This window comes from Microvirga aerilata (assembly GCF_016743775.1).
Classification (GTDB): Bacteria; Pseudomonadota; Alphaproteobacteria; order Rhizobiales; family Beijerinckiaceae; genus Microvirga; species Microvirga aerilata.
The window spans coordinates 50,920-76,780 of sequence record NZ_JAEQMY010000010.1 but is presented as its reverse complement, the minus strand read 5'-3'; the positions used below and the strand labels follow the sequence as shown (position 1 = coordinate 76,780).

The following is a 25,861-nucleotide window of genomic DNA, read 5'->3' as shown; positions in this document are numbered from 1 at the left end:
TTTCCCAGCATGCAAGGAGATGTTCTGATGGCCGATGCGCCTGTCGCGTTCGAAGATCGTGCCGATAAGAGCCTCTTGATCGTGGACGACGATCGGCCGTTCTCGACCCGGCTTGCCCGTGCCATGGAAGGCCGCGGCTATCAGGTTCGCGTGGCCGAAAGCGTCGCGGACGGCATCGCCGCCATCGAGACCGAGGCGCCGGCCTTTGCCGTCATCGACATGCGGCTCGGGGACGGCAACGGGCTCGACGTGATCGAGCGGCTGAAAAACCGTCGCCCCGACGCCCGGGGCGTCATCCTCACCGGCTACGGCAACATCGCCACCGCCGTCACGGCGGTCAAGATGGGAGCGTTCGACTACCTCGCCAAGCCTGCGGATGCGGACGAAATCCACGCGGCTCTCATGGCCCAGCCCGGCGAGCGGGCGCTGCCGCCCGAGAACCCCATGTCGGCCGACCGGGTGCGCTGGGAGCACATCCAGCGGGTTTATGAACTGTGCGGACGCAACGTCTCGGAAACCGCGCGCCGCCTCAACATGCACCGCCGCACCCTGCAGCGGATCCTGGCCAAGCGCGCGCCGCGCTGAACCCCCTTAAAGCCGTCCGTCCGCAACCCTGTCGGGATCGGCCAGCGCGTGCAGCAGGGATGCGGCCGCATGGGCGAAGCGCAGGGTCACGGCCTTGCGGCGCGCCCCTGCGAGCGGGTGGTGGGAGGCCTCGCGCAGGATCGCCGCCCCGAAGCTGTCGGCGATGATCAGGCCCCGATCCTCCGGCAGGATGTCGAACGGCACGGTCTCCGGCACGGCAAAGTAGAACCGGTCGCAGAAATCCTCGTAATCGGGCCATTTCCGGTCGGCCCGGAAATCCGCCACGCTCGACTTGATCTCCACGATGGTGAGCGCGCCATCGGGAGCAAGCGCGATGAGATCGGCCCGCCTGCCGTTGGCGAGGGTGAATTCCGGCAGGGTGACATGGCCCAGCTGCGAGAACAGGCGGCGCACGCCGCGCTGGATGCCGGCCGCGACCGGCGACTGGCGGCCATCGTGGGGGAGAAGGATCGGACGTCGGAGAGCTGCAGGCGAATCGGACATGCGGCTAGGGTAGCCTGCCGCCGTCGGCCTGCAACGGCCCCGTTGTCGCGCTTGGCATGGAGGGCGCCGTCTGTTCCGATGGAGCCTTCCAAGGGATCCTGAGCCGTCCGGGACGGCTCAGGATCCATGCCCTCGTGGAAACACGGCGGGCCTTAGTTTTTGGGCGGGATTGCCCCGGCACTGGCAGCAGGAGCCTGGACCGGATTGCCGGGAGCGCTCATCTGCCGGCTGCGGAGCTCTTCCTGGCGCTTCTGAAGCTCCTCCTGCATCTGCTTCTGCCGCTCCGCCAGCACCTGCGGATCGATTGGCGGCCCGTCGAAGGCTTTGCCGAAGCCCTCTACCGGGATGGTGAACGTGATCTCCTTGCCGGCCGGGTTTCGGGCGCTGACATTCAGGGTCGTGCCTTTCTTGATCGCCGCGATGAAATCGTCCTTCACGGGCGCCTCGACGAAGCAGCCGTGGGGAAGGCAGGACGAGAAGCGCCCGCCGACGGGCGAGCTCTTGTCCACCACGATCCGGGTGCCCGGCGCCACAAGGAATCCGAGGGGCACCAGGATCCGCATGAGCTTCTGCGCGCCCTTGCCCTTCGCGTCGTAGAGCGCCACCGCCGCGATTCGCTGGCCCTTGTCCGTGACGAAGTCCCGTGTGGTGTAGCAGACCTCCGTGCTGGCAGCCTGCTCCTTCCCACAGACCTTGGTCCATTCCGGCTGGGACGGCTCTGCCTTGAGTGCCACGGTCACGGCACCGGCGTTCTGGGGCTGTGCCTGCTGGGGCTGGGCCTTTTGAGGCTGCGCCTGCTGCCCCTTGGGGGCGGGCTGCTTGGGCTTCGGAGCTTGTCCGGACGTTTGAGCCAAGCCCGGCAGGGCACTGAGCGTCAGCACCGCGGTCATGAGGCCGGCACGGGCGATCGCGGAACCTGCAAGGCGGGAGGTGAATGGCATCGTGGGAGTCGTCCTCTCGTTAGAACCTGTTCTCATGGGGTTGAACCAGGCCAGGAGCTGCTTACCCCAGTCTGGGGAGATTATTGGAAGCGGTGAGCTGACGCAGTGTCGATGAATAACGTCTTAACGATGACGGCGGTCGGTTTCTCGGCCCCCTCTTGGAACCTGCTCCGGGGATGGGCCGTCTATCGAGGACGGACCGGTATCATGGGCCCGGCGCACGAACCACCTGGAGAGCGGCTGGATGAACAAGGGATTTGGCGTCACCGTGACGGTACCGCAGCCGGGCGATCAAGAGCCCAAGGTCGCGCCTCTTGTGGTCGTGGCCCGGGACGAACAGGACGCCGAGCTGGTCGCCGCACGGGCAGCCGGGGCCAATGCGTCCGCCGAGACCTTGCGCGAGCTCACGGACGACGAGGTGGTGGCCTATGGCCTGGACCTGCAGGCCCATGGCAGCGCGAAGGTGCTGCCGATCCTCAATCTCTAGCCCTTCCCTTTAATGCAGCATCAGGTGATGCGGGGACAGGTTCTCCAGCATGTCGCGCAAGTCTTCCATATGCGGGTTGATGGACAGCGCAATCTGAAAGGCCGCGCGGGCTTCGTTGAGATGGCCGTGCCGCAGGCAGATGTTGCCGAAGCCGGCGATGGCCCCAAAGTGGCGCGGCTCCAGCCTTAGGGTCTGGGCAATGTCGAGGAGGCTGTCCGCGTCGCGTTTCTCGATGGAGGCCAGCGTCGCGCGCTTGTTCCAGGCCTCCGGCCAGTCCGGATGCTTGGCGACCAGGTGGTCGAGCAGGGGCCTGGCCTTCTTGAGCGCGCCCGACGAGAGGGCCTCCACCGCCGCTGCCATGGTCTCCTCCGCCACCCGGTCCTCGTGGGAGCCCCAGAGCGCCCAGATCTGGTCTTCGATATCCTCCACCGGCCGCACGGGTTCGCTCAGCGCCAGCTCCTGAAAAAGCCGCGTCAGACGGTGCGGCAGGCCAGGGCTTGGCGCACGGGTCGGCAGTTCGAGGATGAGCTGGAAAACCGGGTCGAGCGGCAGCTGGGATGTCATGGGCGGGCTCAACGATCCTCCATGGAAGGCGACAAGGCAGATGACATAGAGTCCAAGCGCGGCATGGCGAGGGGTAGGGCGGCAGAGTTTGGGCTCGCCGGCCGCGCAAGGCCTTGCCGGCGCATAGGACATGAAAGGGGATTTGCCCTCTTTCTGGCTCATCCATTGCCCTCGTTCTCTAACGACAGCATCGTTGAAAGAGGCCCGCAGGGCCACGCCCGTGAAAACCGAGTCCACTTTTCCGCGCGATGCGCTAACGTCGGGCACCTTGACCGATTATGGGAGCTGTCGTGGAGCGCGATCCGTTGCGCCTGGCGTGGAAGACCTCTCCTGTCCGCCACCTCGCCGGATTTCTTCTTCTGGCGCTGACGGGTCTTCTGATCCTCGGCGGCCTCGACCTCATCCGCATCCTGGTGGACCGGGCGACCGGAGGCGCCGGCGGCTGGACTGCGCCGGCGGCCTTCCTGAGGATCGCCATCAGCCCGCCTGCAGGTCCCTGGCCGGAGCCTCTCGTTCTGTTTCCCGGTTTCATGTTGCAGCCTGAGGCTTTCGCCATCGCCTCGGTGGCCAGCGTGCTCGTGGTTCCGCTTCTCATCGGCCTGATCCTGGTGGCTCTGGAGTGGCTTGCCATCGGCATCGGCCTAAGAATGCTGACGCGCACCCAGACCACGGCCCTCGACGCGATCCTGAAGGCTCCCTCCTCGTCCCACGAGGACATCGCCATGGTGACGGCGCTTGCCGCCCGGGGACTTGCCCGCGAAAACGGCGTTCTGGGATCGAGCCTGCTCGTTCCGGTGAAGCTGGGCGGCATGATCGGGCTTGCCTGCGCCTATGTGTTCGTCATGCATTGGTATCTGGGCGCGGCTTTGGCCCTGGTGCTGGTGCTGGGCGCGGTCGTGAGCGCCCGCCGGTCCCTCCTGCGCTTCGACGCCACCGCCGCCCGGCACCGGGAGGGCGAGGAAGCCGGAGAGGTTCTGGCGGAGCTGGAGCACCGGATTCCGGCCCTGCGCGCCCACGGCACCGGTCCTTACGAGCGCGACAGGGTGCGCAATGCCCTTGCCCGCGGCCACCGGCCCGTGATGAAGCGGGAATACCGCCTGGCGCTGGCCGAGTCCGCCTCTGCCGCCGTGCTCATGATCGCTCCCCTGGCGGTGCTGGCGCTCGGCGCCTGGTTCTCCCAAACCCGTCCGGTCACGGCCGGCACGGTGGCGTCCTGCGTTCTGGCCGCGGCGCTGGCGGCTCACGGCACCCGGGAGGTGGTTCAATGGCACCGCCTCATCACGCGGGCCCGCGCGCTGCTGATCGATCTGGGCCAGGGCCTGGCGCCCCTGAAGCTGCGCGCGGCCATCAAGGGAAAGGCCGCCCTGCCCGACAACGGCGCTCTCGTGGCGCAGGGCGTCTCGGCCTACGATCCCGCAAGCGGAGCCCGGGTGGCCGCAGTCAACCTGAACCTGGCCTTTCCGTCCCACATCGCCCTGGTGGGCGACCGGGATGCGGGCCCGCGGCTCCTGGCGGCCCTCATGAGCGGTCAGCTGCAGCCCTCCACGGGACGCCTGACCTTTGGGGGGATCGATCTTGCGGCCGCAGACCCGGTGGAGCGCAGCCAGCGCATCGCCGTTGCAGGCGACACGGTTCTGATCGACGGAACCCTCAAGGACAATCTTCTCTACGGCTGCTCCGCACCGGCGCCTGAGCGCGATCACCGCCTCTCGGAGGCGATCACCGTTGCCGGGCTCGAGCGCCTGACCCATGCCCGCGGCCTGACCGGAACCATCGACCTGCAGCGGGAGCCGAAGCTTGCCGCCGCCATCGTGGAAGCCCGCCGCGCCGTGCAGGCGGCGCTCGTCACCGAGGGGCTCGACCGCTTCGTCGATCCCTTCAGCGCCGAGCGCTACAACCGCTATGCCACGGTGGGCGAGAACCTGCTGTTCGGCAAGGCCATCGGCGACGCATTCCAGGAGGACGGGTTGTCGAGCCACCCCTTCGTGCGGGCCGTGCTCGAGGCCAACGAGCTCACCAAGCCGCTCGCCAGGATGGGTCTTTCGATTGCCACCAGCATGATCGAGATCTTCGCCGACATCCCGGACGGGCATCCGCTCTTCGAGCGCTTCTCCTTCTTTTCGGCCGCCGACCGGGCCTACTTCCAGGACCTGGTCGAGCGGAAGAACGAGCAGCGGCGCAGCGCCCAGACCGCCCGCGATCAGGCCCGCCTGATCGGCCTGGCCCTGCGCTACAGCGAGAGCCGGCACCGCCTGGGGCTTCTCGACGAGGCCATGGAGGAGCGCATTCTCGTGGCCCGCGCGGATTTCGCCCGCATGCTGCCGGTGAGCCTTAAACCTGCAATCGAGTTCTACGACGAAGCCCGCTTCTGCGCGGCGGCGAGCGTGCAGGACAACCTGCTCTTCGGGCGCATCGCCACCGATCAGGCCGGAGCCCTCGAGGCCGTGCAGGGCGTGACCCGCCGGGTGCTGACCCAGAGGGGCCTCGACGGGGAGGTGTCGCGCATCGGGCTCGATACCCCCATCGACGCTCAAGGGGACGATCTCACCCTGACCGAGATCGCCGCGGTCGATCTTGTGCGCTGCCTCGTGCGCCGCCCGAGCATCCTGGTGGTTCAGCGCGCCCTCGAAGGGCTGCCGGGGCCTGCCGCCGACAGGCTGGTGGCGAACCTGCGCCGCGTCCTGGTGGGCCGGGGACTGATCCTCCTGACGCCGGCGATCTCACCTGCCATGGATCAACCGTCCTTCGACGCGGTTATCCATTTCGAGAGGGGCGAACCGGTGCTGGACCGCCGTACCGTGAAACGGGAGGTGCTGAGTGCGTGACATATTTGGCCTTGACCAGCCCCTCGGCTCGGGCTCTGCTGAACCTGTGTGCGCTATCGCACATCAACAGGGTTTTCGATTGGTCATGATCCTGACATGGTAAGGCGCGTTGCATCCTCTGAGGCGTTGCAGGTCCGGTTCTGGGGCACTCGGGGCTCGACCTGCGCATCCGGTCCGCAATTCGTCGAGTTCGGTTCCCATACGCCCTGCGTCGAAGTCCGCTGCGGCGAGCGCATGTTCATCCTCGATGCGGGCACCGGCCTTTCGGCCCTGGGGATGGAGATCGGCCCCTCGGCGCCCGACAAGATCGACATCCTCTTCAGCCACCTTCATCTCGACCACATCAGCGGCCTGCCCTTCTTCAAGCCCGCCCTTCTGGCCAAGGAGCGGGTGATCCGCACCTATTGCGGCAACCTGGAAGGGGACAGCGCCATGGACGCCCTGGGCCGTCTCTTCGCGCCGCCGCTGTTCCCGGTGCGCCTCGGCCAGCTTCCCGCCCGCTTCGAGCATCACGGCTTCCTGGCCGGAGAGCCCCTGACCTTCGACGACGGAACCCGGATCGACACCCATCTCCTGAACCACCCCGGCGGCGCCACTGGCTACCGCCTCAGCCACGGCGGCCGCAGCGTCTGCTACATCAGCGACGTGGAGCACAGCGACCCCTGGCCCGATCCCGGCCTCATGGAGTTCGTCCGGGATGCCGACCTCATGATCTTCGACGGCATGTTCTCGGACGCGGAATACTCATATTGCCGCGGCTGGGGCCACTCCACCTGGCAAAAGGGCGTGGAGCTTGCGCAGAAGGCCGGCGTCAAGGCGCTGGCGATCTTCCACCTTTATCCCGGCCACGACGACGCCTTCCTGCGCCAGGCCGAAGCCGAGATGCAGGCCGTGATGCCCACAGCCTTCATGGCCCGGGAGCGGCAACACTTCACATTCGAGCCGGCGGATCGGGAAGCAGCGGCGGAACGGCATGAGCCTGCTCTGGCACAGGCCACTGAGGGCTGATCGGATCTTCTTCTAGCAAACTTCGCGCCATGAGCGAGGGACTATTCACTTTACGGCATAGGCCCGTTTGGCAGCATCTGGGACAACCCTTTCGTTAAGGCATTTTGGGTTGCAGTATATATATGTAATAACGTATGGGAAGTCTTAGAAGGCGCTGCGAAGATCAAGCGGCGCATGCCTATCTTCAAGGAAATCCTATGGCCAAAACCATCGATACATGGAATCTCGACGGCGACTTCACGCGCATAAGAGATGGGGACGGGCCCGCACTTCTCGACTGGGGCGGCAATGCCGAAGTCATCAGCGGCTATGGCATCATGTACATCACAGTCAGTGTGTGGTCGCCCGACCCGGTGCATGACCGCCTCGGGATCGCGACGGGACGCGGGGTGACCCTATCCGACGGCTTCAATACGTTGAGCAAGATCTCCATCGATGGTTTTCCTGCCGTCGTCCTGGTCGGCGGGTCCGAGACTTACAATTTTACCATTGCTTTCCCCGATCCGGACGAGCCGGACGGTTTCAGACCGGCTCCGCCTGCCATTGCCCAGAAGTTCATCCGAGCCCTGACCTACGACAACACGGCGGCATCGCTCCCGCCCGATTTTCAGCGAACCATCGGCATCACGATCGAGAACGACGGCGACGGAAAGACCGGCCACGAGGTCACCGAGGAATACGTGGTCTTCACGAAATGGCTTGCGGAGCATCATGAGACAACGGACAGGGGCGGCAGCAATTGGGGCGGCACGGGCGGCTTGAACCTCCCTCCCGAGATCACCGGCCTTCCGGCGCGCAAGGCGATCACGGACGGGGGCCACCCGTTGTCATCGGTGACGATCACGGACCCGAACAACGACAAGCTGACCCTCACGGTCAAGATCAGCGATCCGAAGAAGGGCGGCTTCCTGGCCTCCAGCCTCGGCGGTGGCACCTATGATCCGGAAACCGGAATCTACACCGTCACCGGCACTCCGGCCGAGGTGCAGGAGGCCGTGCGCAAGCTCGTCTTCACCCAAGGTTCCGGCCTGGACGGCTCACGCTCCTCCAAGGCTTCCGTTTCCTTCGAGATCGTCGTCTCCGACCCTGTCTTCGTCGACACTACGACAATGGCGGCGGATTTCCAGGCCAACAAGGCCGACACCATCAAGGGCAAGGCCGGCAGCGAGAAGCTCTACGGACACGGGGGCAAGGACACGATCGACGGCAAGGGCGGCAGCGACAAGATCTGGGGCGGCTCCGGCAACGACCAGCTCACCGGCGGCACGGGCAAGGATTGCTTCGTGTTCGACTCGAAGCCAAGCTCGAAAACCAACAAGGACAAGATCGTCGACTTCAGCGTCAAGGACGACGCGATCTGGCTCGACAACGCCTTCTTCAGCGCCCTTGGTACCGGCACTGAGAGCAGGCCGGGGCAGCTGAAGAGCAGCTTCTTCGCCAAGGGCTCCAAGGCCAAGGACAAGAACGACTTCATCATCTACGACAAGGCCAAAGGCAAGCTCCTCTACGACGCCGACGGATCGGGCTCGAAGGTCAAGGCGGTGGAGATCGCCACCCTCTCCAAGGATCTGGGCCTGACCTACAAGGACTTCTTCATCATCTAAGCCGCACGCAAGGGTGTAGATCGCCCACATCACCGGCAGCCTTCGCCCGGCGAGGGCTGCGCCTTGTGCGAACGGTCTCCCCTTTACTGAAAAATCCACTATGGTGCCCGCACCTTCGTGAAACGGGCTCAGCATGTCCTCTCCCATTCTTGTCACCGGTGCAGCCGGCTTCATCGGCTATCATGTGGTCGAGCGGCTTCTGGCCGAGGGCCACCCGGTGGTGGGTGTCGACAGCTTCACGCCCTACTACGATGTTGCTCTCAAGGAAGCCCGCTTCGCCAGACTCACCCCGCACAACACCTTTCTGGGCGAGCGCCTCGATCTGGCGGATGCCCAAGCAACCCGCGACCTGTTTCAGCACCACCGCTTCGAGCGCGTCATCCATCTTGCCGCCCAGCCGGGGGTGCGCTTTGTCGATCCGCAGCCCTATGCGGCCTCAAACCTCATAGGCTTCATGAACCTGCTGGAGGCCTGCCGGCATGCGGGGGTTCAGCACCTGGTCTATGCCTCGTCGAGCTCCGTCTACGGCGCCAACCGCAAGCTGCCGTTTTCCGAGCACGACACCACGGATCATCCGATCAGCCTGTATGCGGCCACCAAGAAGGCCAACGAGATGATGGCGCATTCCTACGCGCATCTCTTCGGCCTGTCCTCGACGGGCCTGCGTTTCTTTACCGTCTATGGTCCCTGGGGCCGGCCGGACATGGCGGTGTACAAGTTCACCCACGCCATCGCTCAAGAGCGCGAGATCCAGGTGGCCAATGCCGGCCGGGTCTGGCGCGACTTCACCTACGTGGACGACATCGTGGAGGGGATCGTGCGGCTCGTGGACCGGGCGCCCTCTGGCAACCCGGCCTGGAACGCCGAGGCTCCCGACCCGGCCACCAGCGCCGCGCCGCACCGGGTCTACAACATCGGCAACGACTCGCCCGAGGAGGTGAACCGTCTGATCGCGCTGATCGAGGCGGCCCTGGGCAGACGGGCCGTTCGGGCGGATGTGCCCCTGCCCCCCGGCGACGTGCTAGAGACCCGCGCCAACGTGACGGATCTTCGCCGCGACGTGGGCTTTGCGCCCTCCACCTCCCTGGAGGAGGGCGTCAGGCGCTTCGTCGAGTGGTATCGCGGCTATCATGGGGTCTGAGCCGATGGACCGGGAAAGCCTCGCCTGTTCTCAAGCCCCTGCCCTATAAAGCCCCTCATGCTCTTCCTTGCCCTGCCGGTATCGGCGCTCCTTTCGGCTCTTCTGATCGTCACGCTGAGGCCGCTGCTCGTCCGCTATGCGCTGGCGCGTCCCAATGCGCGCTCGAGCCACCGGACTCCAACCCCCCAGGGCGGAGGCATCGCGGTTGTCGGCGCAAGCCTCCTCGTGGCCGGCACCATCCTCCTCGCGGCTGGAATGCCGGGAGGCGCCCTCCCCCTGGTGGCCGTGGCCGCGCTCGCGCTCGCCGCGGTTGGAGCCGTAGACGACATCCGCCCGCTGCCGGCGGGTCCCCGCCTCCTCCTGCAGGCGGCTGCGGTGGCGGCGGTGGTCTGGGCAAGCGACGGGCGCGTCCTGCCGGAGGCGGTGCCCCTCGGGCTGGAACGTGCTCTCCTCGTTCTCGGCGGCGTCTGGTTCGTGAACCTCGTCAACTTCATGGATGGCCTCGACTGGATCACCGTTGCCGAGATGGTGCCGGTCACGGCGGCCATCACCGTCCTCGGGGCCATGGCCGGCGCACCGATGGCGGTGGTCTGCCTCGCCCTCGCCCTTTGCGGGGCCTGCCTCGGCTTCGCGCCCTTCAACAAGCCGGTGGCACGGCTCTTCCTCGGCGACGTCGGCTCGCTGCCCATCGGCCTCCTGGTCGGCTGGATGCTGCTGGAACTTGCCACAACCGGGGCGATCGCGGCAGCCCTCCTGCTGCCGCTCTACTACCTGATGGATGCCACCATCACCCTGCTGCGCCGCCTCGCAAGGGCCGAGAAGGTGTGGGAGGCCCATCGCAGCCATTTCTACCAGAAGGCTACCGACAACGGCTTTTCGGCGCTGTCCGTCAGCGCCCATGTGCTCGGGCTGAACATCGCGCTCGCGGGCCTTGCCGCGGTGACGCTTTTTTGGCCCTCGGGCGTTGTGCAGATTGCGGCCCTGGCTTTGGGCCTCGTTCTCGTCGGCCTGGTTCTCAGGCGCTTCTCCCGTTCCCGATCGACCCTGTCCTTGGAGGTTTCCCGATGAATGCACCCTTGATTGCCCTGACCGGCTCCACGGGCTTCATCGGCCGCCATCTGCTGAGCGAGCTGCCCAAGCGCGGCTACCGGGTGCGGGTGCTCCTGCGCCGTCCGTCCGAGGTGCCGGCGGGCGCGTCGAGCGCGGTCATCGGCGACATCGCCTCGCCCCATAACATGGCGGCAGCCTTGCGCGACGTGGACATGGTGATCCACTCCGCAGGCCTGGCCCATGCCATGTCGGGACGCCCGGAGGACGATTACCGGGCTATCAACACGGAGGCGACCGTCAGGCTGGCCCAGGCGGCCGAGCGGGCAGGCGTGAAGCGCTTCGTGTTTTTGTCCTCCATCCGGGCCCAGAGCGGACCCACGGCCGAGGGCGTGCTGACCGAGGCGCATGAGGCGCAGCCCACGGATCCATACGGCCGCTCCAAGCTGGACGCCGAAAAGGGCCTGGGCGAGCTCGGCCTCGACTGGGCGGCCCTTCGCCCGGTTCTCGTCTACGGACCGGGCGTGAAGGGCAACATGGGCGCTTTGCTGGGCCTGGCGCAGTCGCCCTGGCCGCTGCCCCTGGGAGGCCTGAGGGCCAAGCGCTCGCTTCTGTCCCTCGATAACCTGGCTGCGGCGGTGGACGCGGTCCTGAGGGCGCCCGGTCCCCTGCGACGCCCCTTCATTGCCGCCGATCCCGAGCCGGTGACCATCCCGGAGATCGTCACCGCTCTGCGGGAGGGCTTGGGCCGTGGGCCGGGCCTGATCCCAGTTCCGTCCTTCGTGCTGAGGGGAGCGGCCACGCTCGCGGGGCGGAACGAGGCCTATCAGCGCCTGGCGGGCTCGCTGGTGGCGAGCCCGGAGGCCCTGAGGGGCTTGGGCTGGCAGCCGGTCAGTTCGACGCGAGACGCGCTTGCGGCAATGGCGCGGCAGGCTGCGGCGCAGGCTTCCGGCGCTTGAACTCCGGGATCGCATCCTCGAACACCCGCTCGGCCAGGGAACGGTCCCCGTCTGCGATGGCGCGGGCCAGGACCGTCAGCCACCCGTCGACCCGCGAGCGGTCCGCAAAGATGGGCTTGGCCGCCATGACCCCGTCGATGCCGATCTCGGTGCGGGGCTCCTCGCGGGCGAAGAGAATCTCGTGCAGCCGCTCGCCGGGGCGCGTGCCGGTGACCTGAATCTCGATATCCTCGCCGGGCTCGTAGCCGGCAAGCCGGATCATGCGCTCCGCCAGATCGTAGATGCGCACGGGCTGGCCCATCTTGAGCACATAGACGGAGGCGCGCTCGTCGCCGTTCGACCGGGCCGTCAGGGTGCGGCCGTCCTCCGCGTGGGAGGCGGAGGTGAGCACCAGGTCCGCCGCCTCGCGGGTGGTCATGAAGTAGCGCACCATGTCGGGGTGGGTGACGGTGATCGGCCCGCCCCGGGCGATCTGCGCCTTGAACTTCGGCACCACGGAGCCCACGGAGCCCAGCACGTTCCCGAAGCGCACGGCGATGATCCGGGTGGCGCCGTTGCGGCCCATGAACTCGGCGTCCAGCGCCTGCCCGTACATCTCGGCAAAGCGCTTGGTGGCGCCGAGCATGGACACCGGATCGATGGCCTTGTCGGTGGAGATCATCACGATGGTGTCGGCGCCGGCCTCCACCGCCGCGTCGGCTACGTTCACGGAGCCGAAGACATTGGTCTTGATCCCTTCCGTCCAGTTCTTCTCCAGATACGGAACGTGCTTGAGGGCGGCGGCGTGGAAGACTACGTCGGGCCTGAACGCGGTCATCACCTCGCGTACGCGCTCGCGGTCGCGCACGTCGGCGATGACCCCGTCCACATTGGTGTCGCTCGACAGAAGGGTCGGATTTTCCAGGATGTGGTGCAGGGACGGCTCGGAGCTTTCCAGCACCATGAGGTCGCTTGCCCCGAAGGCCACGACGCGGGTGCAGATCTCCGAACCGATGGAGCCGCCCCCGCCCGTGACGAGCACGCGCTTGCCGCGGATGAAGGTTTCGAGGCGCTGCCGGTCGATCTGCACCGTGGGGCGCAGGAGCAGGTCCTCGATTTCAAGCGGCGCGAGCTCCGCGTTGCGCATGCCCTCGCCCAGGCTCGTGACCCGCACCAGCGGCAGGCCGAGGCGGCGGGCGCGGGCGAGCAGCATGTCCGGGTTCGCCTCCGGCATCAGCGCGCCCGGGGTTGCGACGAGGCGGCGGATGGGGATGCCCCGCTCCTGGAAATCCTGAACCACCTGGTCGAGATCGTTGAACGTGCCCAGCACCGGCACGCCGCGCATGGACTGCCCGAGATCGTCGGAGCGGTAGGACAGGATGCCTTTGGGCTGCATCTTCTTGACCGTGCCCGCCTCGATGGCCCGGAGAATGACCTCGATGTCGCTGCCGCGCCCGAGCAGTAGGGTCGGGGTGCTCGAGTCGTGCTGCAGGGTATGGCGGGAGCGGGCATATTTCAGGTAACGGAAAGCCAGCCGCGGGCCGCCCAGCAGGAACATCTGTATCAACCAATAAAGGGCGATCGAGATCTTGCCGAAGAAGAAGGCGCCGAGGAACTGCGGCGAGACGAGGACGTAGTCCACCACCAGCAGGGCCAGCGCCAGGATGCCGGACGCGCGAAAGATGTTGAAGAGATCCGGCAGGGAGGCAAAGCGCCACTTGGACCGGTAGAGCTGGGAAAACCAGTAGATCGCCCCGGCAAAAGCGATGAAGGGGGGCAAAAACAGCGGCAGATAAACCAGTCGCTCGTTCAGAAGCGGGCCTTCGAAGCGCACAAAGAAGGTCGCGATGACGGCAACGCCCGTCATCACGAGATCATGGAAAACGATGAGCGTCTTCTTGAAATCCTGCCGATTCATAGCCTTGCCGATATCCCAGCCTGCGGTATCGGACGGGCACACCTCTTTGTCAATGTAAGCTTGTTGCTTCTCGGCTGCGCCCAAAGCACGCCTTTCATGCTCCCGGCGAGGGCCTCTGGCAGGCACCAGGCAGCGTTCCCTCTCATGCCGAATTGGGCCTAATACCGGCATATAGGCCTGAGGCCTAGGGCAGTGCGGTCCGACCCGAGGGCAGCCGCTCAGGGCGCGATAATTGCAAGAGGCGCGGCCATGGCGAGCGCTGTCATCCCCTCGCAGGCGGCGATGGCACGGGGAGTGCCCGAAGGCGCCGGATGTTTCAGAATGCCGGTTCGAACTTCCCCCGCTCCGTGATACGAAGCAGGCCAACACCGCAAAATCCACGGATGAGGAATCGGCATGAACCCGATGTTCGCCAACCTGCCCACCACGATCTTCGAAGTGATGTCGAGCCTCGCCCGGGAGACCGGCGCGATCAATCTGGGCCAGGGCTTTCCGGACGATCCCGGCCCGGAGGACGTGCGGCGCGTGGCGGCGGATGCGGTGCTGAACGGCTACAACCAATACCCCTCCATGATGGGCATTCCGGAGCTGCGCGCAGGCGTTGCGGCCCACTATAAGCACTGGCAGGGCGTCGATCTGGATCCGGCCACGGAAGTGATGGTGACGTCGGGGGCGACCGAAGCGCTTGCTGGCGCGATCCTCGGCATCGTGGAGCCAGGCGACGAGGTGGTGCTGTTCGAGCCCATGTACGACGCCTACCTGCCCCTCGTGCGGCTCGCCGGCGGCGTTCCGAAATTCGTCACCCTCCAGCCCCCGCATTTCCGGCTCACCGAAGAGGCGCTCGCGAAGGCCTTCTCGCCCAAGACCAAGGCGGTGGTGTTCAACAATCCGCTCAACCCGACCGCCACCGTCTTCAGCCCTGAGGACTTGGCGCTGCTGGCCGATTTCTGCCGGCGTTTCGACGCCATCGCCATCTCGGATGAGGTCTGGGAGCACGTGGTCTTCGACGGGCGCCGCCACCAGCCGGTGCTGGGCCTGGAGGGCATGCGCGACCGGTCGGTGAAGATCGGCTCGGCGGGAAAGATCTTCAGCCTAACGGGCTGGAAGGTGGGCTTCGTCTGCGCCGCGCCGCACATCATGAAGGTGCTGGCGAAATCGCATCAGTTCCTCGCCTTCACCACGGCCCCCAACCTGCAGACGGCGGTGGCCTATGGGCTCGCCAAGGATGATGCTTATTTCGAGGGCATGCGCAAAAACTTCGCCCGCAGCCGCGACCGCTTCACCCAAGGCCTCCAGACCCTCGGGTTCGAGGTGATCCCGAGCCAGGGCACCTACTTTCTCAACATCGACATCACGCCCTTAGGAGAAAGCGACGACGTCGCCTTCTGCCGCCGCCTCGTTATGGAGCATGGGGTTGCGGCAATCCCGGTCTCGGCGTTCTATGCCGAAGGGGCGGTGAAGACTGTGGTGCGCTTCTGCTTCGCCAAGAAGGACTCCACCCTCGATGCCGGGTTGGAGCGGCTGGCGGATGCCATCCGGAGCGCTTAGAATCCGTCAGGCCGGCCAAGATCTTGCACATTGTTTCTTGCGTTGGAATTTCTTAGCTTGAGCCCGTTGTGTCTTTTCTCAGGAGTGCCGCCCTCGATGTTTCGTTTTCTCGCTTCGGTTGCCCTAGGCCTTGGCCTCGTCACCGCCGCCGCCGCTCAGGAGCGCGTGGTCAACGTCTATAACTGGTCCGACTACGTGGACCCCAAGGCGCTGGACGAGTTCACGAAGCAGACCGGCATCAAGGTGGTCTACGATACCTACGACAACAACGAGATCGTCGAGACCAAGCTTCTGGCCGGCAAGTCGGGCTACGACATCGTCGTGCCGTCGGGCCCCTTCGTGCAGCGGCTGATCGGCGCGAAAATCTTCCAGAAGCTCGACAAGTCCAAGCTGCCGAACCTCGCCAACCAATGGCCGGACGTGACGCAGCGGCTGGCCGTGTTCGATCCGGGCAACCAGCATGCGGTCAACTACATGTGGGGCACCACCGGCCTTGGCGTGAACGTCAAGAAGGTGAAGGAAGTTCTGGGCGACATGCCGCTCAACACCTGGGATCTGGTGATGAAGCCCGAGGTTGCCTCGAAGCTCAAGGGCTGCGGCATCTACATGCTGGACAGCCCCGAGGACCTCTTTCCCGGCGTCATGGCCTATCTCGGCCTCAACCCGGATTCCAAGCGCACCGAAGACCTGAACAAGGCGGGCGAGGCCCTGTTCCGGGTTCGCGGCAACGTGCAGAAGTTCCACTCCTCCGAGTACATCAATGCGCTCGCCAACGGCGACATCTGCGTGGCGGTGGGCTATTCGGGCGACATAATCCAGGCCAAGAACCGCGCCGAGGAAGCCAAGAACGGGGTCGAGGTCGGCTATTTCATCCCGCGCGAGGGCGCCCTGATGTGGTTCGACAGCTTCGCGATTCCCGCGGACGCCAAGAACGTGGCCGAGGCGCATGAGTTCATCAACTTCATGCTCCGCCCCGAGATCGCCGCCATGAACACGAATTTTGTGTCCTACGCCTCCGGCAATCTCGCCGCCAAGCAGCACATCGACAAGGCGATCCTCGACAATCCCGGCATCTACCCGGACGAGGCCACCATGAAGCGCCTCTTCACCAACACGGCCTATGACGAGCGCTCCCAGCGCACGGTCACCCGGCTCTGGACCCGGGTGAAGACGGGCCGTTAATCCGGCGCTCAGGTATCGTTGTGCATCGTCCCGGTGCCTCCAAGCTCCGCCCATGAGGCGGAGCTTTTGTTTTTGGAAAAGGACGTTCCGTTATGCGCCTCCCCGTTGCCGTTCTCCTGGCCCTCGGCCTCGCCACGCCGGCTCTGGCCCAGGCTCCAGCGCCGCGCCAGCCCACGATCAGCGTGATGGGAACGGGGGAGGCGGAACTGAAGCCTGATTTCGCGCGGGTCCATGTCACGGTCGCAACCCAGGCCGATACGGTGGCGCAGTCGACCACCGCCAACCGCACGGCCACGGAACGGGTTCTCGCCCGGATCCAGGGCCTCGGCATCAAGCGGGACGACATCCAGACGGCGAATTTCCAGGTGTTCCAGACACCGCCCTCCATTGGTGCCGACGGCAAGGAGATCAAGACGCCGAAATTCTCGGCCCATCACCAATTGCGAATCACCACCCGCGACCTGGACGGCGTCGGGCGCCTGGCCGGGGAAATCCTGGCAAGCGGCGACATGACCTTCCAGTCCGTCACCTTCGGTCTCGACAAACAGGAGCAAGGCGGCGACCGGGCGCGGGAGGCCGCGGTGCGGGACGCCCGCCGCCAGGCGGATGTTTATGCAGCTGCCGCCGGCGTGGCCCTGGGCCGCCTCGTGGAGATCAGGGACGGCTCCGCCCAGCCCTTCGAGCCGCAGCCCGAGATGCGCATGCAGATGTCCATGGCCAAGGGCTCCGAGGTGGTGCCCATCGTGCCGCCGGCCACCATCCGCTACACGGCCAACGTTCAGCTGGTCTGGGAGATGGCTGGTCAGCCGTAAAGCATGGGACCCGGAGGTGCGCACCCGGCGCCGGGCGAGCCGGCCCGGGCTTATGTTTTAAGCCGCCCTCACATTGTTGAGGAACCGGCCGATCTCGGTGCCGAGGCGCTGGGCCTGCTGCTCCAGCGCCACCGAGAGATCCGCCACGGTCCGCGCGGCATCCAGCGACTGCGAGGCGACGCCCTGCGTCATCGCGATGGCGGAGGTCCCGGCCTGCGCCTCGGTCGAGACCTGCGCCACGGAGCGGGCGATCTCCGACACGGCTGCCGTCTGCTGGCCCACGGTGCCGGCCACCGTGGAGACCACGCCTGCGAGATCTTCGACGGAGGCCTGCACGGTGCCGAGCGCCACCAGGGTTTCCCGGGAGGCCGCCTGCACGGCCTCGATCTGCCGGGCGATCTCCTCGGTTGCCTTGGCGGTCTGGCCCGCCAGGTCCTTCACCTCGTTGGCCACGACCGCGAAGCCCTTGCCGGCCTCTCCGGCGCGGGCCGCCTCGATGGTGGCGTTAAGCGCCAGGAGGTTGGTCTGCGAGGCGATGGAGCGGATGAGGTTGGCCACTTCGCCGATCTGGGAGGTTGCCGTCGACAGGATCGTCATGCTGCCGGAAGCGCCTCGCGCCTCCACGACGGCGCGCTCGGATGCCTTTGCCGAGGCGCTCGTCTGGGCGGCTACTTCGGCAAGCGAGGCGTCGAGCTCCTCGGCCGCGCTCGCCACCGCAGACATGTTCTGGGACGTGCAGGTCGAGGCCGCCCCTGCGATCTGCGCCTGCTGGGTCACATGATTGGCCGACCCCTCCAACTGCCCGGAGGCTGCGGCGAGCTCGCCCGTGACCTGCCGGACCTCTGCCAGGATCTGCTCGACAGACGCATCGAAGGCCGTAATGGCACCTGCGATCGCATGGGCGCGCTCGGCATCGAGAGCGGCCATGCCCTCGCGCTCCTGGGTCAGCCGCTCGCGTTCGCGGGCATTGTCGCGGAAGACCAGCACCGTGCGGGCCATGGCGCCGATCTCGTCCGTAGCGGCGGTGGACGGGATCTCGGCAGCGGCGTCGCCGTTGGCCAGCCGCTGCATCGCCTGCTGGAGCCGGGCGAGCGGCAGGGAGATCGAGCGTCCGACGAGGAAGTTGAGGATAAGGCCCAGGGCCAAGGTCCCGCCCATGGCCCACAGGATCAGGGTGAAAGTGCGGTTTTGCGAGGCGGTCAGCTGTTCTTCCGTCTTGTGGGCCTCCGTGCGGACCTTTGCCAGGAGTTCGTCCAGGACCGGCACGAGCAGATCGAACTGCCCCATGAGCTTCTCGCCCTGGCCCGACACCTGCTGCTCCAGCTCCGCCCAGGCATGGAAGGCCTCCTGGAAGGACACGCTGGCGGACTCGACCGCCGCCTTCTCCTTGGCGGCATCGCCCGAGAGCTGAGCCAGCGCGCGGGAAAAGCGTCCCTGCTCGACCTCGAAGGCGCCCAGGATGCTCTCCTCCAGCAGGATGCGGGCGCGAGCCTCCTGGTTGAACATGCCGAGCATGGCTGCCCACAGGCGCCACGCGATGGTCTCGCCGCTGCCCGTCAGGGGGCGCACGAGCTTCTCCAGGTTCGACTCCGCCTTGAGAAGGCGACCCTGCGCCCCCTCGTCCGGCTTGGCTCCGATGGAACCATAGAGTTTGTTGAGGGCATTGCCCTGGCTGATGAGCGCGGAGGAATGCTGCTTCAGCGCCGTCATCTCGGGCTCGATCAGGCTGGCGCCGGAGGCGGCGCTCATCTCGTCGAGCTGGGCGGCGAGGGCCTTGTGCTGGTCGATGAAGGCCTGGCCATAATGGCCGAGGCGGCTTGCGGTCCATTCCCCGGCCGTGACCTTCAGGGCATCGGCGCGGCCGCGAAACTGGTAGGCCTTTTCCGCCAGCGCAGAGTAGGTCTGCTGGGCGGAGAGCGCCCGATCCACCTCGTTGCGCCCCGTCTGAAACACCGCACCGATGACCGCAAATCCAAGCACCATCACGCCGCTCAACGCAGCGACGCGCACCCGCACCGACGGCCGTCTCAACCGAGCAAGAGACAGCATCCCCCGAATCCCCCATCTAACCTTGCGGCAAGACTGCAGGGGACGTGTTAAAGATATCTTTACGTTACGTCAGATCTTCACTGCACGGCAGCTTACGCGGCCTTGGGCAGCTCGGTCATGATGGCATAGAGGGCAGCCGCGTCCCGCGTAGCGCGGATCCGCTCGATCAGGCCGGGCTCCCGCAGCACGCGGGCGACCCGCGCGAGGGCCTTCAGGTGATCGGCCCCAGCCCCTTCGGGCGCCAGCAGCAGGAAGAGCACGTCCACCGGCTGACCGTCCAGGGCCTCGAAATCGACAGGCTTGTCGAGCCTTGCCACCAAACCGAAGATCGTGTCGAGGCCGGGCAGCTTGCCGTGGGGAATGGCGATGCCCTCGCCGATTCCCGTCGAGCCGAGGCGCTCGCGCTGCAGCAGGGCCTCATAGATGGCGGTGCTGCTCAGCCCCGTGAGGCGTGCCGCATGGGAGGCCAACTCCTGAAGAGCCTGCTTTTTGCCGCTGACGCGCAAGGCGGGCAGGACGGCCTGAGGGTCTAGAAAATCCAGCAAAGGCATCGATCACGCTGCATTATGGTGTGAAGCCGAGAAGGCCCCTCACCGTTCCACGCAAGAACCGGGCCAAGAAGAGGTAACCCCATCAAGGCTGTGCAAGCGGCGGGTCGACCCAACCGATCGCCCCGTCGCCGCGGCGGTATACGACGTTCACGCGGCCGGTGCTAGCGTGGATAAACACCAGAGCTGCCGCCCCGGTCAGGTCGAGCTGCATCACGGCGTCGCTCACCGAGAAGTGATGAAGCGGCTTCGTCGTCTCGGCGATCACCATCGGGTGGTAGGTCTCTTCCTCGACCGCCTCGTCGGATGGAGCCTCGAAGACCGCATAGGGCACCTCCAGGGTACTCGCGCGTCCGCCGGGCGGACCAAACCGCCCCTTCAGGCGCTGCTTGTAGCGGCGCAGGCGACTCTCGATCCGCATCGCGCTCTGATCGAAGCTGGCATAGGCGTCCCCGGCCGCTCCGGAGGCTTCGAGCGTCATTCCTGAGGTCAGGTGCAGCACGCACTCCGTTCGAAAGCCGGTGCCGTCGCGGGCCACGGTCACATGACCCGAATAGCCGCCGTCGAAATATTTCGACAATGCACCCGCCACACGCGCCTGAACCTGAGACCGGAGGGCTTCGCCGATATCGAGGTTCTTGCCGGATACCCTCAACGTCATCGCATTCTCCTCGCCTGGAGCATCGGACCGATGCCCAATCCCTTGAGTGCCGCATCGTCGGGCAAACCCGGAAGGCCGCACGATGCGCCCGCGCCTCGCTTGGATGCGATCCTTCATGGGTGGCGCGTGGGTCAGATGATGATCCTTAGCCCGGCCAATGCAAGTGTTCAGGTGGGGGCCGGCCCGGTCAGGATGCGAGCCCATGCCCTCTGCGGCGGATTGCCGAGGACGGAATCCGGAGGGCTTCCCGGTACTTGGCCACCGTGCGCCGGGCGACCGCAATACCTTCCTGTTTCAGTTTCCGGGCAATTGCCTCATCCGAGAGCACATCCTTCGGGCTCTCGCCTGCGACCAGCTGCCTGATTCGGTGCCGGACGGCCTTTGCCGAATGCTCGCCCTCCCCCGTGGCGGCGCTGAAGAAGAACCGCATGGGATAGGTGCCGCGTTCGGTGCCCATGGCCTTGTTGGCGGCGACCCGCGACACGGTGGATTCGTGCATCCCGACCGCCTCCGCCACGGCTTTCAGGGTCATGGGGCGCAGGGCCGAAACGCCCTCGCGGAAGAAATCCTCCTGCTGCCGTGCGATCTCGGCGGCGACCTTGAGGATGGTCCGGGCCCGCTGATCGAGGCTGCGCGTGAGCCAGCTTGCCGTCTGGAAGCAATCGGACAGGAAGCTCTTGTCCTCGTCCTTGCGCACCGCCTTCGCCACCTCCGCGTAATAGGACCGGTTGAGCAGGATGCGCGGCAGGGTTTCGGGATTGAGCTCCACCAGGAAGGTGCCGTCGGGGGCGGTTCGCACCAGCACGTCGGGCACGAGCACGTCGATGGTCGCAGGCGTGAAGCTCAAGCCAGGCTTGGGCTCGAGGCGGCGGATCTCGGCCAGCATACCGGCGAGATCCTCCCGGTCGACGCCGCATGCGGCTAGAAGGCCGGCAAAATCCTGCCGGGCGACGAGATGGAGATGGGCCAGAAGCGCCTGCATGGCCGGATCGAGCCGGTCGCGTTCACGCAGCTGAATGGCGAGGCATTCGGCGAGATTGCGGGCACCGACCCCGGAGGGCTCGAAGGTCTGGACCAGCCGCAGCGCAGCCTCGGCCTCGTCCGGTGCAGCCTGAAGCCGGGCCGCAATCTCCGCCGGATCCTCGGTGAGATACCCGGCCTCGTTGAGGCTGTGGATCAGATGCCTGCCGATGGCGCGAAGCCTCGCATCGGCGGTGGCAAGATCGAGCTGCGCCTCCAGATGCTCGGCAAGGCTCGCGGCGCGGGCGAGCGTCGCCTCCATGCCGGCATCGAGTTCGCCGCGGCCGGACACGGAGCCTGGCGAGGACGAGCCCGACACGGCCGCACCGCGCAACGGTGCCGGCCCGGGCACGATCCGTGCGCCTGCGGCTTCGGCCTTCTGCTTGGCCCGAAGAAAGTCGGCGAGGCTCGGCACGGGCGCATCGGCCCGGGTCTCGGCCTCCTGCAGGAGGGGGTTGCGCTCGAGCTCCGCCTCCACATAGGCGGAGAGCTCCGCATGGGAGAGCTGCAGCAGCTTGATGGATTGGACGAGCTGGGGGGTCATGGTCAGGGACTGACCCTGGCGCAGTTCCAGCCGCTGCATCGCACTCATGGCATCACCCGGCAAACGGTCAGGCATGCTTCTTGCATGCCCTTCACGTTACCGCGACCCCTTACCTTCCGTCAAAAGGCAAATGGCACCTCGGTCAGAGACGGAAATCTTCGCCCAGATAGAGGCGGCGCACCTCTTCGTTCGACACGATGGCATCGGGCGTGCCTTCGGTGAGAACGCGACCGGAGTGAATGATGTAGGCGCGGTCGATGAGGCCCAGGGTCTCGCGCACGTTGTGGTCCGTGATGAGCACGCCGAGGCCGCGCCGAGTCAGGTGCCGCACCAGGTTCTGGATGTCGCCCACCGCGATCGGGTCGATGCCCGCGAAGGGCTCGTCGAGAAGCATGAAGGTCGGCTCGCCCGCGAGCGCCCGGGCGATCTCGCAGCGCCGCCGCTCGCCGCCGGAAAGGGCGATGGAGGGCGCCTTGCGCAGGCGCGTGATGTTGAACTCGTCGAGCAGCGCATCGAGCCTGCGCTCGCGCTCCTTGCGGCTGGGCTCCACGATTTCGAGCACGGCGCGGATGTTGTCCTCGACGGTGAGGCCCCGGAAGATGGAGGCCTCCTGGGGCAGGTAGCCGATGCCGAGACGGGCGCGGCGGTACATGGGCAGGCCGGTGACGTCATGGCCGTCCAGGCTGATCACCCCACGATCGGCGGCCACGAGGCCCGTGATCATGTAGAAGATCGTGGTCTTGCCGGCGCCGTTGGGGCCGAGCAGGCCGACCGCTTCTCCGGCACGCAGGTTCAAGCCTGCATCCTGCACCACGGTGCGCCCGCGGTAGCTCTTCTGCAGACCCTTCACGGCCAGGATGCCGGGGCCGCCGAAAGCGGCCTCGCCCTCGGGCCGGCGGGCAACATGAGGGCCCGATCCGGCTGGATGGGAATCCAGGAGGCTCACGTTGGAAGCACCGGGCTGAGAACGGTTGAAGAGCGGTTTCACAGGTGGATCACTGGATGAGGAATCGGAAAAGCGGAGGGCTCAAGCCTCCGGCTTCAGTTCGTCGCCGGTCGCTGCTGTTGGGGCCTTGGCTTGGCGTTGCCGGCTGCAGGCGCTCCGCCGCCGGCCCCCGTGGGGGCAGGGCCGCCGTTGCCGGGCACGAACAGCGCCCGCACGCGGCCGCCGGGCGTCGTCTCGATATTGGCGATGCCGGTATTGATGTCGTAGAGCACCCGCTCGCCCTTGGTGACGTTCGGTCCGTCGCTCAGGGTCGCGTTGCCGGTCAGCATGATCTTGTTGGAGCCCCGGTCGAAGGTGGCGTTCTCGCCTGTCGCGACCTGAGTGCGCGACACGATGGTGACCGGGCCCTTGCAGTCGATCTTCTTGATGGCGCTGTCATCGGCGCCCTGCGGGGCTGGAGCGGCAGCCTGCCCGCCACTCTGGTCCCGCTGCTCGTAGAAGACCGTCATGGTCGTGCACTTCATGGTGCTCTCGCCCTGAACCGCAACCACGTCGCCGGCGAACACCGCACGGCCTTCCTTGTCGAACACATCGAGCTTGTTGGCATCGATCTTGATCGGCTCCTTGCTGGAGCCGAAATTGCCGAAGCCGACCGCCCGCTCCCTGCCGGCTTGAGCCCAGGCCGCCTGCATCGACAGGGGAGTAAGAAGCGCGAGGGCCAGAGCGGCGCGTGTGAAGCTCATCATGGACGGATACTTGTCTGTTGGGCTGGGGGAGCTGCGGAGCCCGTGCCAGCAGCTTCCGGGGCGGGTGGGGTGGATTCCGATGTGGGCTCGAAGACCGTGCGCACGCGGCCCGCAAAGCTCATGACCTTGCCGTTCTCGGTGACCTTGAGGCCTTCTGCCTGAATCTGACCGTTGGTGAATGATACCGTCACAGGGTCGTTGGACGTGACCGTGCCCGCCTTGAAGCGCACGAAAGCCGTCCGGAGCTTGACCTCATGACCCCCGTCAGTGGTGACGAGGATGTTCTCGCGCAGCCTCATCTGCTCCTTCTGGGTATCCAGAACCCCGGAGGAGGCCTGAAGCCTTGCGACGCTGCCGCGCTCGTCGGTCACGATGCGGGCCTTCAGGTCCTTGAGCTGAACGAAATTGGGCTTGCGCACGTCCTGCGTGGCTGCGCTCGCGGTTACCTCATAGGGGCGGTTGTCGTTCTTGAAGCCGGTCAGCTTAGGGCTTTCCATGGTGACATTGGTGCCGCTGACGCCGATGGAGCCGAAGCTCAGATTCTCGATCTTCCGGAATGGGTCGTAATAGATCACGAAGCCGACCCCTGCCATGCCCAGAATGGAGCCGAGCGGAATGGCAACCTTGGCGAAGCGAACCCAGCGGGAATGCCGGCGAGCCTTGCTGAAGGCGCGCGATCGCACGGCCGGCCTCGAGGCCGGGCCGTCATGCATCGTGGTGCCCTGAATTCCCGCCACTGTGTTCAATCCCTTCCGCCTAACCCTCGGCACGGCCCCATGACCCACGGTCATGGCGATGTTATGACGGATAGATATGTTTTATGGGCGAAAGTTTAAGCGCCCGTCAAGAATGGGCGAAAATATCCGTGTCCGGCCAGCCGAGAAGATCGAGCTGGGCCCGGGTCGGCAGGAAGCTGAAGCATTGATGGGCGATGCCGAGCCTGTTCTCCCGCTCCAGCATTCGGTCGAGCTTGTCCTTCAGGGCATGCAGATGCAGCACGTCGGAGGCGGCATAGTCGAGCTGGGCCTGGGTCAGGGTTTCGGCTCCCCAGTCCGAGGATTGCTGCTGCTTGGACAGCTCCACGCCGAGCTGCTCGCGCACCAGCTCCTTCAAACCGTGCCGGTCGGTATAGGTGCGCACGAGCCGGGAGGCCACCTTGGTGCAGTAGACCGGGCGCGGCATCACCCCGAAGGTATGGAACAGCACCGCGAGATCGAAGCGGGCGTAGTGGAAGATCTTAAGCACGCTCTCATCGGACAGGACGCGGATCAGGTTTTCCGGCAGTGGGCTGTCCCGGACGATCTGCACCACGTCCGCGGTGCCGTCACCCCTCGAGATCTGAACCACGCAGAGCCTGTCCCGGTGCGGGTTGAGGCCAAGCGTCTCGGTATCGATCGCGATGGCAGGACCGGGCTGGTAATCCGCCGGCAGGTCGCCGCGGTGAAAGCGTGTTGTCATGGAGGATCCAAAAATGCGCCTAAACAGGCTCTAACCTGTCTCGGCGGCATCTTCAACGCATGAGAAAAGCCCCGCAACGGACGGGGTCTTCCGGATGGCGGCTGCTTGACGGAACCCGACAGCAAACCGAACGCCTGCCCATGAGGGCAAACGACCCCGCCACGCCCGAAGAACCGTCAGGGGGGCGTAAGAGATCAGCATCCAAGGGGAGATCAAGGCTTCGACAGCGGATCCGGGGGCAAGGTGATCTCCTCGCCTGCCGGAACGGCAAGCCGACCGAGAACGCTCAGCAGGGATTCTCGGCTTACGGGCTTTTCCAGCCATGGCACGTCCCGCAGCTCCGGCGGGCAGTCGGCCTTGGGCGGCAGCCCGGAATAGATGGCGAAAGGAACGCCGAGGCTTTTCAAGGCGCGGGCGACCTCCAGGGAGGTTCCATCCTTGATCATGATGTCGAGCACCGCAATGTCGGGTGCATTGCCCTCAAGCCACTGCAGGGCTTGGGCATTGCTCATGAAGACGCCGGCTACCTGGAAACCGGCCTCCTCCAGGGAGGCCTCCAGGGACATGCCGATCAGCGCCTGGTCTTCTACAATCATGCAGCGTGTTTGAGCCATGATGTCCATTGTCCGGTGCCTTGCTTGACGGGGGAAGGGCATCACCGAAAGGCGGCAGCCGGAATGCCTGCAGGGCGAGGAGTGGATAGCGTCCCCGATAGATAAACCTTCATACCTTCATTTTCAGGCAGGTTCATTGACTCATGTAAATCTTGGCCGCAGGTGGGCTCC

Annotated in this window: 24 protein-coding genes; 11 read left to right on the top strand and 13 right to left on the bottom strand. The window is 66.0% G+C overall.

Features of this window, described 5'->3' with window-relative positions:
- Positions 1-27: 27 nt before the first annotated feature.
- On the top strand, positions 28-585 hold the full coding sequence (locus tag JKG68_RS09215) for an ActR/PrrA/RegA family redox response regulator transcription factor (RefSeq protein ID WP_202058511.1): 558 nt from the start codon (positions 28-30) through the stop codon (positions 583-585).
- A 6-nt stretch (positions 586-591) separates the two neighbouring features.
- Here the strand turns inward: JKG68_RS09215 and JKG68_RS09210 are convergent, their stop codons facing one another.
- Both JKG68_RS09210 and JKG68_RS09205 read right to left on the bottom strand, forming a co-directional pair.
- Positions 592-1,089 carry an MmcB family DNA repair protein gene (locus tag JKG68_RS09210; RefSeq protein WP_202058509.1) on the bottom strand — a complete coding sequence of 166 codons (498 nt, stop codon included), beginning with the start codon at positions 1,087-1,089 and terminating at the stop codon, positions 592-594.
- A 152-nt stretch (positions 1,090-1,241) separates the two neighbouring features.
- Complete coding sequence (locus JKG68_RS09205) at positions 1,242-2,030, bottom strand: invasion associated locus B family protein (protein WP_202058507.1); 789 nt, start codon at positions 2,028-2,030, stop codon at positions 1,242-1,244.
- 244 nt (positions 2,031-2,274) lie between these two features.
- Between JKG68_RS09205 and JKG68_RS09200 the strand changes: the two genes are divergently transcribed.
- Positions 2,275-2,517 (top strand): hypothetical protein, encoded by a 243-nt coding sequence (locus JKG68_RS09200; RefSeq protein WP_202058505.1) that lies wholly within the window; start codon positions 2,275-2,277, stop codon positions 2,515-2,517.
- 9 nt (positions 2,518-2,526) lie between these two features.
- Here the strand turns inward: JKG68_RS09200 and JKG68_RS09195 are convergent, their stop codons facing one another.
- Positions 2,527-3,081, bottom strand: a complete 555-nt coding sequence (locus JKG68_RS09195) for a tetratricopeptide repeat protein (RefSeq protein ID WP_202058503.1) — start codon at positions 3,079-3,081, stop codon at positions 2,527-2,529.
- 290 nt (positions 3,082-3,371) lie between these two features.
- On the opposite strand from JKG68_RS09195, the gene JKG68_RS09190 reads away from it, so the two are divergent.
- The 6 genes from JKG68_RS09190 to JKG68_RS09165 all read left to right on the top strand — a co-directional run bounded on the left by JKG68_RS09190 (position 3,372) and on the right by JKG68_RS09165 (position 11,665).
- The gene (locus tag JKG68_RS09190; RefSeq protein ID WP_202058501.1) at positions 3,372-5,906 is read left to right on the top strand and encodes an ABC transporter transmembrane domain-containing protein; all 2,535 of its coding nucleotides are present in this window, start codon (positions 3,372-3,374) and stop codon (positions 5,904-5,906) included.
- Between the two features lie 96 nt (positions 5,907-6,002).
- Entirely contained in the window at positions 6,003-6,914 is a 912-nt protein-coding gene (locus JKG68_RS09185) for an MBL fold metallo-hydrolase (RefSeq protein WP_202058499.1), read from the top strand.
- Positions 6,915-7,111: 197 nt separating this feature from the next.
- Positions 7,112-8,518, top strand: coding sequence for a M10 family metallopeptidase C-terminal domain-containing protein (locus tag JKG68_RS09180; RefSeq protein ID WP_202058497.1), 1,407 nt, complete (start codon positions 7,112-7,114; stop codon positions 8,516-8,518).
- Positions 8,519-8,651: 133 nt separating this feature from the next.
- Positions 8,652-9,659, top strand: coding sequence for an NAD-dependent epimerase/dehydratase family protein (locus JKG68_RS09175; RefSeq protein ID WP_202058495.1), 1,008 nt, complete (start codon positions 8,652-8,654; stop codon positions 9,657-9,659).
- Positions 9,660-9,716: 57 nt separating this feature from the next.
- Positions 9,717-10,727: an MraY family glycosyltransferase gene (locus JKG68_RS09170; protein ID WP_202058493.1), complete on the top strand. Its 1,011-nt coding sequence runs from the start codon at positions 9,717-9,719 to the stop codon at positions 10,725-10,727.
- Positions 10,724-11,665, top strand: a complete 942-nt coding sequence (locus JKG68_RS09165) for an NAD-dependent epimerase/dehydratase family protein (RefSeq protein ID WP_202058491.1) — start codon at positions 10,724-10,726, stop codon at positions 11,663-11,665. The genes JKG68_RS09170 and JKG68_RS09165 overlap by 4 nt, the downstream gene beginning before the upstream one ends.
- On the opposite strand, the gene JKG68_RS09160 is transcribed toward JKG68_RS09165, so the two are convergent.
- Positions 11,598-13,562: a nucleoside-diphosphate sugar epimerase/dehydratase gene (locus tag JKG68_RS09160; protein WP_202058489.1), complete on the bottom strand. Its 1,965-nt coding sequence runs from the start codon at positions 13,560-13,562 to the stop codon at positions 11,598-11,600. The genes JKG68_RS09165 and JKG68_RS09160 overlap by 68 nt on opposite strands.
- A 396-nt stretch (positions 13,563-13,958) precedes the next feature.
- Between JKG68_RS09160 and JKG68_RS09155 the strand changes: the two genes are divergently transcribed.
- The 3 genes from JKG68_RS09155 to JKG68_RS09145 all read left to right on the top strand — a co-directional run bounded on the left by JKG68_RS09155 (position 13,959) and on the right by JKG68_RS09145 (position 17,104).
- Complete coding sequence (locus JKG68_RS09155) at positions 13,959-15,110, top strand: aminotransferase (RefSeq protein ID WP_202058487.1); 1,152 nt, start codon at positions 13,959-13,961, stop codon at positions 15,108-15,110.
- A 96-nt stretch (positions 15,111-15,206) separates the two neighbouring features.
- Positions 15,207-16,292 (top strand): polyamine ABC transporter substrate-binding protein, encoded by a 1,086-nt coding sequence (locus tag JKG68_RS09150; RefSeq protein WP_202058484.1) that lies wholly within the window; start codon positions 15,207-15,209, stop codon positions 16,290-16,292.
- A gap of 92 nt (positions 16,293-16,384) precedes the next feature.
- Complete coding sequence (locus tag JKG68_RS09145) at positions 16,385-17,104, top strand: SIMPL domain-containing protein (protein ID WP_202058482.1); 720 nt, start codon at positions 16,385-16,387, stop codon at positions 17,102-17,104.
- 57 nt (positions 17,105-17,161) lie between these two features.
- Here JKG68_RS09145 and JKG68_RS09140 read toward each other — a convergent pair whose 3' ends face one another.
- From JKG68_RS09140 to JKG68_RS09100, 9 genes are all read right to left on the bottom strand, one after another.
- Positions 17,162-19,153, bottom strand: coding sequence for a methyl-accepting chemotaxis protein (locus JKG68_RS09140; RefSeq protein WP_202058480.1), 1,992 nt, complete (start codon positions 19,151-19,153; stop codon positions 17,162-17,164).
- Between the two features lie 92 nt (positions 19,154-19,245).
- Positions 19,246-19,704 (bottom strand): PTS IIA-like nitrogen regulatory protein PtsN, encoded by a 459-nt coding sequence (ptsN, locus tag JKG68_RS09135; RefSeq protein ID WP_202058478.1) that lies wholly within the window; start codon positions 19,702-19,704, stop codon positions 19,246-19,248.
- A gap of 82 nt (positions 19,705-19,786) precedes the next feature.
- Positions 19,787-20,362, bottom strand: a complete 576-nt coding sequence (hpf, locus tag JKG68_RS09130) for a ribosome hibernation-promoting factor, HPF/YfiA family (protein ID WP_202058476.1) — start codon at positions 20,360-20,362, stop codon at positions 19,787-19,789.
- A gap of 187 nt (positions 20,363-20,549) precedes the next feature.
- Positions 20,550-21,974: an RNA polymerase factor sigma-54 gene (gene rpoN, locus JKG68_RS09125; protein ID WP_202058667.1), complete on the bottom strand. Its 1,425-nt coding sequence runs from the start codon at positions 21,972-21,974 to the stop codon at positions 20,550-20,552.
- Between the two features lie 94 nt (positions 21,975-22,068).
- Entirely contained in the window at positions 22,069-22,863 is a 795-nt protein-coding gene (lptB, locus tag JKG68_RS09120) for an LPS export ABC transporter ATP-binding protein (protein WP_246515264.1), read from the bottom strand.
- A gap of 104 nt (positions 22,864-22,967) precedes the next feature.
- Complete coding sequence (locus tag JKG68_RS09115; RefSeq protein ID WP_246515252.1) at positions 22,968-23,618, bottom strand: LptA/OstA family protein; 651 nt, start codon at positions 23,616-23,618, stop codon at positions 22,968-22,970.
- The gene (gene lptC / locus JKG68_RS09110; RefSeq protein ID WP_202058472.1) at positions 23,615-24,301 is read right to left on the bottom strand and encodes an LPS export ABC transporter periplasmic protein LptC; all 687 of its coding nucleotides are present in this window, start codon (positions 24,299-24,301) and stop codon (positions 23,615-23,617) included. The genes JKG68_RS09115 and lptC overlap by 4 nt, the downstream gene beginning before the upstream one ends.
- A gap of 160 nt (positions 24,302-24,461) precedes the next feature.
- Positions 24,462-25,076: a ribonuclease D gene (locus JKG68_RS09105; protein WP_202058470.1), complete on the bottom strand. Its 615-nt coding sequence runs from the start codon at positions 25,074-25,076 to the stop codon at positions 24,462-24,464.
- A 212-nt stretch (positions 25,077-25,288) separates the two neighbouring features.
- Positions 25,289-25,690 (bottom strand): response regulator, encoded by a 402-nt coding sequence (locus JKG68_RS09100; protein ID WP_202058468.1) that lies wholly within the window; start codon positions 25,688-25,690, stop codon positions 25,289-25,291.
- Positions 25,691-25,861: the final 171 nt, after the last annotated feature.

What these genes read in the sequence shown, in the direction of transcription:
- JKG68_RS09145 (WP_202058482.1), top strand. Translation starts at nt 16,385, where the DNA reads ATGCGCCTCCCCGTTGCCGTTCTCCTGGCCCTCGGCCTCGCCACGCCG.
- rpoN (WP_202058667.1), bottom strand. Translation starts at nt 21,974, where the DNA reads ATGAGTGCGATGCAGCGGCTGGAACTGCGCCAGGGTCAGTCCCTGACC.
- JKG68_RS09155 (WP_202058487.1), top strand. Translation starts at nt 13,959, where the DNA reads ATGAACCCGATGTTCGCCAACCTGCCCACCACGATCTTCGAAGTGATG.
- JKG68_RS09180 (WP_202058497.1), top strand. Translation starts at nt 7,112, where the DNA reads ATGGCCAAAACCATCGATACATGGAATCTCGACGGCGACTTCACGCGC.
- JKG68_RS09150 (WP_202058484.1), top strand. Translation starts at nt 15,207, where the DNA reads ATGTTTCGTTTTCTCGCTTCGGTTGCCCTAGGCCTTGGCCTCGTCACC.
- JKG68_RS09215 (WP_202058511.1), top strand. Translation starts at nt 28, where the DNA reads ATGGCCGATGCGCCTGTCGCGTTCGAAGATCGTGCCGATAAGAGCCTC.
- JKG68_RS09140 (WP_202058480.1), bottom strand. Translation starts at nt 19,153, where the DNA reads ATGCTGTCTCTTGCTCGGTTGAGACGGCCGTCGGTGCGGGTGCGCGTC.
- hpf (WP_202058476.1), bottom strand. Translation starts at nt 20,362, where the DNA reads ATGACGTTGAGGGTATCCGGCAAGAACCTCGATATCGGCGAAGCCCTC.
- JKG68_RS09205 (WP_202058507.1), bottom strand. Translation starts at nt 2,030, where the DNA reads ATGCCATTCACCTCCCGCCTTGCAGGTTCCGCGATCGCCCGTGCCGGC.
- JKG68_RS09185 (WP_202058499.1), top strand. Translation starts at nt 6,003, where the DNA reads ATGGTAAGGCGCGTTGCATCCTCTGAGGCGTTGCAGGTCCGGTTCTGG.
- JKG68_RS09160 (WP_202058489.1), bottom strand. Translation starts at nt 13,562, where the DNA reads ATGAATCGGCAGGATTTCAAGAAGACGCTCATCGTTTTCCATGATCTC.
- ptsN (WP_202058478.1), bottom strand. Translation starts at nt 19,704, where the DNA reads ATGCCTTTGCTGGATTTTCTAGACCCTCAGGCCGTCCTGCCCGCCTTG.
- JKG68_RS09100 (WP_202058468.1), bottom strand. Translation starts at nt 25,690, where the DNA reads ATGGCTCAAACACGCTGCATGATTGTAGAAGACCAGGCGCTGATCGGC.
- JKG68_RS09115 (WP_246515252.1), bottom strand. Translation starts at nt 23,618, where the DNA reads ATGATGAGCTTCACACGCGCCGCTCTGGCCCTCGCGCTTCTTACTCCC.
- JKG68_RS09165 (WP_202058491.1), top strand. Translation starts at nt 10,724, where the DNA reads ATGAATGCACCCTTGATTGCCCTGACCGGCTCCACGGGCTTCATCGGC.
- JKG68_RS09105 (WP_202058470.1), bottom strand. Translation starts at nt 25,076, where the DNA reads ATGACAACACGCTTTCACCGCGGCGACCTGCCGGCGGATTACCAGCCC.
- JKG68_RS09170 (WP_202058493.1), top strand. Translation starts at nt 9,717, where the DNA reads ATGCTCTTCCTTGCCCTGCCGGTATCGGCGCTCCTTTCGGCTCTTCTG.
- JKG68_RS09195 (WP_202058503.1), bottom strand. Translation starts at nt 3,081, where the DNA reads ATGACATCCCAGCTGCCGCTCGACCCGGTTTTCCAGCTCATCCTCGAA.
- JKG68_RS09210 (WP_202058509.1), bottom strand. Translation starts at nt 1,089, where the DNA reads ATGTCCGATTCGCCTGCAGCTCTCCGACGTCCGATCCTTCTCCCCCAC.
- JKG68_RS09200 (WP_202058505.1), top strand. Translation starts at nt 2,275, where the DNA reads ATGAACAAGGGATTTGGCGTCACCGTGACGGTACCGCAGCCGGGCGAT.
- JKG68_RS09175 (WP_202058495.1), top strand. Translation starts at nt 8,652, where the DNA reads ATGTCCTCTCCCATTCTTGTCACCGGTGCAGCCGGCTTCATCGGCTAT.